Source organism: Butyrivibrio sp., assembly GCF_024699075.1.
Map to the genome: position 1 here is coordinate 1 of NZ_JAILQF010000098.1, position 7,366 is coordinate 7,366.

Genomic DNA, 7,366 nt, shown 5'->3' on the forward strand with positions numbered 1-7,366 from the left:
AGCGTATCATAGCCATCAGGCATATTCATGATATCCTTATGAATATTGGCAGCCTTAGCCGCTTCTATGATCTCATCCATGTCTGCATCAGGAACTGCATAGCCGATATTCTCAGCAATAGTTCCATTAAAAAGGAATGTGTCCTGGAGAACAGGCGAGATATTCTGCCTGAGACTTTCTATAGTAATATCATTAATATCATTACCATCAATATATATGTGTCCATTGGTAGGTTCATAAAATCTTGATATAAGCTTGGTCATAGTAGTCTTACCAACTCCGGTAGGACCTACAAGAGCAAGCATCTTACCAGGCTCGCATTCAAAAGAGATATCATCAAGAATCTTACCACCAGTCTCATACGAAAAACTTACATTCTCAAACCTGATCTCACCCTTTACATCTTTTAACGCAAGAGCCCCTTCCTTGTCCTTGATCTCGCAAGGCGCATCAAGGATCGTGATAACTCGCTCAGCGCCTGCCATAGACTGCTGCATATTCTCAAGAAGGTTGGCAAGCCCTGTGATAGGAGCATAGAAAAGTCCAAGATACAGAAGGAATGCAACCACGTCCTCGACTCTAAGACTTTCTTTCCATGCTAGGTAGCCTCCAAAAGCGACAACAAGTATCGTACCTATAGAAGATATAAATTCAACGCAAGGATGAAATATAGCACTGATCTTAAGCGCCTTAAGCATAGCTTTTACGTGCTCGAAGTTCTTCTCATCAACCTGCTGCGTCTCGTATTCTTCTCTGCCAAAAGACTGTATCTCCTGAAGACCAGACAAGTTATCCTGAAGCTTGCCGTTAAGTTCGCCCATTTTCTTCTGTGATGCCCTGAAGAAGGGTCTTACTTGTTTGGAAAAAATAATACCGGATATAAAAATAAGTGGAATCGGCGCACATGTAATAAGAGCAAGCTTCACATTGATAGTAAGAAGCATTACGAGAACGCCAATAAAAGTCACAATGTTAGTGATAGTCTCCGGAATCATATGAGCATATAAAAGTTCAAAATCCCTTGTATCATTAACTATACGGCTCATCAGATCTCCAGTCTGCTTATCATGGAAATATCCGATGTGCATGCGTTCAAGCTTATCATAAGTACGGGTTCTGAGATCTCCCACAAGGTACCATGCCGCTTTGTGGGCAAGATAATTACTAAGGAATCTGAAAAGGATTCTTCCAAGATAAAGTCCAATAAGAACGGCCGTAAGTATCCATATTCTCTTCATCCCGTTTTCATCAACGCCGTTGCTTACAATTCCTGTCATTTCTGACAGAGCCTTTGGCGCTGCAAGATTGATCACCGTGAGCATTAATGTGGAAAAAATTGCGATCACATATAAAAATCTGTATCTTACTGCCTCTTTACTCAGCCTCAATAGCAATTTCATACATAGTCCCCCATATCCTTGTAAAAAAGCGCAATGTGCCAATTTTCTGATAATTATATCTCATAAAATAATAGTACACAATTCAATCACCAAAAATGGGCACTATTCTATAAATTTTGAGAATATTCATCCGGCATACATAAATAAAAAAGCAGAAGAGCCTTTATCTAAGCACTCTTCTACCTTTTTTATCTACCGAGATAAATCCATTACACTCATCTCTCTTCATCAAAAGATATTACTGCTGACTTAATAATAAGAGATAGCAAAAAATGACTAAAATTCCTCAACAAATAGTAAGTCTGCGGTCCTGTATTTCGGTAGTATTGGGATGTAACAGAAAACCACGATATAAAAGGTTAAAATATGAAAATCAAAGTATTTACAAGAGAAGTTAATGAAAACAATTACCCGGAAGGGCTTGCAAGAAGTGTACATTTCGAAGTTATTTCTGATGACGGAAGCGCTGCACCTTTAAACAGAAACTACGGAATTCTTTTTGCAAAAGGTTCTATAAGCAAGGATAATACCATCATTCCAAAGGGTGTTCAGAATCCGCTTATGTTCAATATGGAAGACGGATGGATCGGTATTGCTGCAGAAAGAGTCCTTGAAAACGGCGAGGTTGATAAGGATGCTTTAAACCAAAAAGTTCTTTGGAAAACCAAAGATCTGATTCACTTTGAAAAGGATGAGCTTGTTCCTGTAACAGATTCTATGCAAAAAGACACCCTTGAAGTAGATTCCGAAATAATAAAGAAAGCCGAGCAATACTGGAATCCAATCGTATGCACCGGTGTAACCTGCAAGGACGACAAGTCAGGTATACTAATTTCATACAGCGATGGATCTTCAAGAGAAAAAAAGTTTGGCCCAGATGGACGTATACACCAGCAGAAGTTTGACTTCCCTCTTGCAAAGGGATACGGCGATCCCGTTATTTTCCCATGGGAAGGAAAATGGTATTTCATATCAACCAGCGACAATCGTCATGACATAGGTATCTATGTGCGAGAAGCTGATGATGTACATGGCCTCTTTGCAGAAGGTGTCACCGAGCATCTCATCCTTCCATTTGATCCTGAAAGAGGCTTCGAGCAGACCTTCTGGGCACCCGAATTCCATGTGATCGGAGGCGAATTATATATTCTTTTTGCTGTAAGCGGCCATGAGTGGGGCCCACAGTGTCATATGATGAAGAAAAAGAAAAGCGCAAGTATCATAGAAGCTGACAGCTGGGAAGATCCTGTAAAGGTGTACAAAATGGATGGAAAGCCAATAGGACAACAAGGCGCCATAACCCTTGATATGACCCATGTTAAAACAAGCAAAGGTTCATATCTTATCTGGTCATACAGGCAGTTCATCGGACATCCGAATGATACTGGTTCCATGCTTTATATCGCATCCATTGATGAAGATAAGCCATGGATCCTTACAAGTGAACCTGTGCTCCTTACAAGACCTCTTCTTGGCTGGGAGAATGTATCAGGAACTATCAACAACGAAGGCCCTTATGGCTTTATCCATGGAGGAAAGCTCTATGTTACATATTCAGGCGGTGCTGCCAACTCTTATACCTATGCAGTTGGTCTTCTGACAGCTGATGAAGATGCCGATCTGTTAGATATCTCCTCCTGGACCAAGAGCATTACACCAGTCCTTAACTTCTATTCTGTAAAAGGAGTTTTCGGCCCAGGTCACAACTCATTCTTTACTAACGAAGATGGCGAACTGATGATAGCTTATCATGGAGAAACTGACATAGATAGTACTCTTAGATGTGATGGTATAAGGCGAGTACACTTCAGAGCTGATGGCACGCCGTATTTCCAGATGTCAGCGTCAGAGGATCTGATGACATATGGCGCGAATCAGATGTAAAAAAGGTTGAATCAATATTTAACAAAAGCTTTGATTCAATATTATATTAATAGTTCAATTGAATCAGCTCTGTTAAGATAGCCCAAAAATCACGAACCACACAGCAATTGTGAGGTTCATGATTTTATATAAAAAAGTTATAAAGTAAACTTTGGCGCAACGTAGGCGAAAACCCATAGGCTTGCCTGTGGGATGAAGCCTTTTTCTATTTTGACAAACACATAGAATAAATATATAATCTATGTATTAACATAAAGGAAAAATACAAATGGATAATTCGAAATGCGTAGAGTATGTGAATTCTCATGTAGACGAAATTGCTGAATATGTAAATGAGTGCTTTGATCAATCAAAAGAATTCATAAAAGCAAGGCTGATTCGTCGGATAAGAGATGAATTGTCACCCACTCCAGTTCACTATGAGATAAAATATGTCTACGATCCTTATGATCATTCTGGAATACTTGTAGAAGACGGATATATTTCGCTCGAACAGACTGTAGGAGAATTTCTTGAAAACGAATATAGCGGAAACAAGAAAGCTACTTATGAAAGCGGTCGCGGTTGGAATTATCTTACATACGGCGATGAAATAAGTTACGATACATTAGATATGGCATCAGATATAATGTTTTCTGCAATACGCAGACATATTGAAAATCATTTTGGTGAAAATCTTTCTGATGATGAACTTGAAGATATTCGAGAATCCTGCAGTGATTTCGATGATATATATGTGGATTGCAAAGCCTATGATTTTTTTTGTAGTATGGGTGCTGCTGAATTTGTTGGTATTGAGGATATGCAACTTAAAGACATTGTTAAGAAAGGGAGAAATTCTAATGGCACGACCTAAAAGCGAAAATGTACAAATCAATATCTCTATCCCAGCTGAATGGAAGAAGGAACTTGAAAACCTTGCACGGATCTATTCAGTTGAGGAAGGTGAAACCGTTACTTTCCTTGATCTTATGCGCAGGGGCATTCAGGAAAAATATCAGTTAGGAGTAAAAAACAATGAGTGAGGGGCAATATCATAGTGCTTCACATTGTAAATATCTGATACAGTATCATATCATCTGGTGTCCTAAATTTAGATCTTCAGTATTAAAAGGCAATGTAGAAGATACGCTCAAACTGATACTTCAAAAAATCTGCGATGATTATAACTATAGTATCAAGGCCCTTGAAGTAATGCCTGACCATATACATATATTTGTAGATGTCCCACAGACTGTTGCACCGTGCGATGTTGTCAGGACTCTCAAGAGTATCAGTGCAATAGAACTGTTTAAGGCATTTCCACAACTCAAACGATTCTATGCAAGATGCGGTGTTTTATGGTCAAAGGGATATTTTGTGTCAACGGTGGGGCATATAAGCGAAGCTACAGTAATTAAGTACATTGAGGAGCAAAAAAGGCATGACTGATTATGAATACGGGAGGATATTAAAGAAATTCCATAAGCTTTCTGACAGGCATATTATAGTCGCCGAAACTGATATGCCTTATTCCGATATGCTTAAAGTCGTGGCTCTTTCTGAAAAGATACGCAAAGCGGGCAATGAACTTGTTGGTCTTATGAGAAGGAACCATGACCAGCTCATGCGTACAAAAAGATACCGCAAACTGCTTTCTTTGTATGGTAGTACGGAAAACATGGCTAAACGTAAGATACTTGCCGATCAGCTTAATGAAATGCAGAAATCCTATAATGTCACATGGGATTGTTGTAGAAAATCAATGATTCCAATAGGCAAAAAGTATGGGATAGATGCTATATTTGCCTTAACCAAAGCTGAAGATGTATGGCGCGGTATGGAGAAATGTCTCTATGGTAGTGGTAAGACCATACATTTCTCAAAATTTGGGGAGCTACCATGTATCCGAGCAAAGCAGATAAGCCGTGGTATACCCATTTCTGTAAAAGATAACAGATTACAATTCAAACTTGGAAAGAAAGCTTTCGGGATACAGATAGCCGATAGATTCCAAATGGATGAAGTAAATGCCGTTCTGTCGTATCTTAACGAACCAGAAATAATGGATAAAAAGGCTGTAGATACTTTACTTGAGGATGCTTATTGTATAGATACATACAGACCATGCTATGCAACTCTCGTCCCCAAAATGATAAGAGGCAAATACAGGGTATACCTGCATCTGACTATTGAAGGCAAAGCAAAACCTAAGTATGATAAGTACGGCAATCCACGCCATAAGTATGGCAAAGGTATGATAGGTGCTGATATTGGCACACAGACAGTTGCCTATACATCTGATACTGAGGTTGGTCTAAAGAACCTTTCTGAACGTGGTGACAGCATACAGACATCCGAAAGAAAAGAGCGTCTAATCTATCGTGCCATGGACAGGTCAAGAAGGGCAACCAACCCGCAAAATTATAATGAGGATGGTACTGTTAAGAAAGGTCGTAAAATCTGGAAATACTCAAATCATTATAAGAAAATGAAAGTCAGACATTCTGAGCTGTGCCGTATCAATGCAGTTAACAGGCAACTTGCAATAAATGAGGACGCTAACCACCTACGAAGTCTTGGAGAAATAATTGTAACTGAACCTAAGAATGCAGGCAAGCTTATGAAACGATCAAAAGAGACTACCAAAAACGATAAAGGTAAGTTCAATAAGAAAAAACGTTTCGGTAAGTCTGTAAAGAACAGATGCCCCGGTGGTTTCCAGACCACATTGGAAAGAAAATTCAAAGCCACAGGTGGAACTTATAATGAAGTCCCAAACAATTACAGAGCATCACAGTATGACCATACGGCTGATGACTATATAAAAAAGAAGCTCTCCGATAGATTGTATAAACTTCATGATGGCACTGAAGTACAAAGAGACTGGTATTCATCATTCCTGCTCTATTGCTATGAACCTAAAACGCAAAATATAGATAAAGACAAATGTGCTAAGACTTTTGAGGCACAATACAATAAAGAAAAAGCCTTAATCACCTGGATCAAGGCATATAAAATCAAGATATTAAACAGTGGAATTAACGTAGCTTAACAACTTAATAATCAGGGAGATTGACTATACTTCCTTGCTGAAAAGCAGAAATTTACCGCTAATGTGGTCGTTTGGCTGCTTGGTAATGAAAGTTCTGATTCAAACAGATTTACACTTGTAAATCCAAAGTCTGAGAATGATGTACGATTACAAGCTACGCTTGCCAATCAGAACCCCACGGGCTTGCCCGTGGGTATAGTCAGATCAAGTTCCTCTTTGACTTCTCTGATGGCTGCTGCCTCTTGCAGCTCTCCTGCCATCACAGCGCCTCCTGTCATATCCCACATACCAGGACAGAATCTGGCTTTGAGAGATCTTTGCTGAACAATATACAGTCCCTCGCCTTCACCCGGCGCAGGGCTGTCTGTTGTCTTCATGATCACGAGTACATGCCTGTAATATTCCCCCCGCTTTTTAGGATCATGCTTGGGTCTTGTTACTCCTGTGTATTGTCCGTCCCTTGTAAAGATGTCTATGTATTCCATTTTTATTATCTCATTTCATTTAATATATATATATATATATGTGCAGCGTATAATATTATTCAATATATTCAGTTTCAAGATTTCTATTTTGTTCTTCAATCAAATGGTAATTCCTCGTCTTCTCCGCATTCTATATTGTCTACGTCATCTATCAGGCCATCTTTCCTGGCCTCTTCCCAAGTTACTCCATATGGAAAGCCCGCTGAAGTATAACCTGCAAGAAAATAATAATTCTCATCCTGTTCTGGAATCTGATTTTCCTGAAATTTTTTCTTTTTACTTTTTTTCTTCGCCATATATACTTTTACTGTTTTTTGATTCCTTATTGGATTTAGATGTAGTCAACATATACTATTGTATACAAAAAAGGACCGGAAATACATACCGATCCTTTTCAAAAAATCTATATTTCTTTTCCCAAAACTTCCAATTAGTGATGGAAGAATCTCATTCCTGTAAATGCCATAACCATGTCGTGGCTGTTAGCAGCTTCTATTACGTTGTCATCACGTACAGATCCACCTGGCTGAGCTACATACTTAACACCGCTTCTAAAGGCACGC

8 protein-coding genes and 1 pseudogene are annotated in these 7,366 nt (G+C 39.1%); 5 read left to right on the forward strand and 4 right to left on the reverse strand.

The window, feature by feature from the left end; all coding sequences use genetic code 11:
• Positions 1–1,400 (reverse strand): ABC transporter ATP-binding protein (locus K6G87_RS03840; RefSeq protein WP_296834137.1); only part of this gene is annotated, 1,400 nt, incomplete at its 3' end.
• A gap of 366 nt (positions 1,401–1,766) precedes the next feature.
• On the opposite strand from K6G87_RS03840, the gene K6G87_RS03845 reads away from it, so the two are divergent.
• The 5 genes from K6G87_RS03845 to K6G87_RS03865 all read left to right on the forward strand — a co-directional run bounded on the left by K6G87_RS03845 (position 1,767) and on the right by K6G87_RS03865 (position 6,318).
• Entirely contained in the window at positions 1,767–3,284 is a 1,518-nt protein-coding gene (locus K6G87_RS03845) for a family 43 glycosylhydrolase (RefSeq protein WP_296834140.1), read from the forward strand.
• Between the two features lie 268 nt (positions 3,285–3,552).
• A complete protein-coding gene (locus K6G87_RS03850; RefSeq protein ID WP_296834143.1) occupies positions 3,553–4,140 on the forward strand; it encodes a hypothetical protein in 588 nt (195 codons plus the stop codon).
• Positions 4,127–4,309 carry a hypothetical protein gene (locus tag K6G87_RS03855; RefSeq protein ID WP_027204600.1) on the forward strand — a complete coding sequence of 61 codons (183 nt, stop codon included), beginning with the start codon at positions 4,127–4,129 and terminating at the stop codon, positions 4,307–4,309. Before K6G87_RS03850 ends, K6G87_RS03855 begins: the two co-directional genes overlap by 14 nt.
• Complete coding sequence (gene tnpA, locus K6G87_RS03860) at positions 4,302–4,715, forward strand: IS200/IS605 family transposase (protein ID WP_022762588.1); 414 nt, start codon at positions 4,302–4,304, stop codon at positions 4,713–4,715. The genes K6G87_RS03855 and tnpA overlap by 8 nt, the downstream gene beginning before the upstream one ends.
• Complete coding sequence (locus K6G87_RS03865) at positions 4,708–6,318, forward strand: hypothetical protein (RefSeq protein ID WP_296834151.1); 1,611 nt, start codon at positions 4,708–4,710, stop codon at positions 6,316–6,318. Before tnpA ends, K6G87_RS03865 begins: the two co-directional genes overlap by 8 nt.
• A gap of 167 nt (positions 6,319–6,485) precedes the next feature.
• On the opposite strand, the gene K6G87_RS03870 is transcribed toward K6G87_RS03865, so the two are convergent.
• From K6G87_RS03870 to K6G87_RS19875, 3 genes and pseudogenes are all read right to left on the reverse strand, one after another.
• The gene (locus K6G87_RS03870) at positions 6,486–6,803 is read right to left on the reverse strand and encodes an NUDIX domain-containing protein (protein WP_296834153.1); all 318 of its coding nucleotides are present in this window, start codon (positions 6,801–6,803) and stop codon (positions 6,486–6,488) included.
• Positions 6,804–6,898: 95 nt separating this feature from the next.
• A complete protein-coding gene (locus K6G87_RS03875) occupies positions 6,899–7,099 on the reverse strand; it encodes a hypothetical protein (RefSeq protein WP_296834155.1) in 201 nt (66 codons plus the stop codon).
• A 134-nt stretch (positions 7,100–7,233) separates the two neighbouring features.
• Positions 7,234–7,366 (reverse strand): annotated as a pseudogene (locus tag K6G87_RS19875) (phosphoribosylaminoimidazolecarboxamide formyltransferase); the annotation flags it as partial.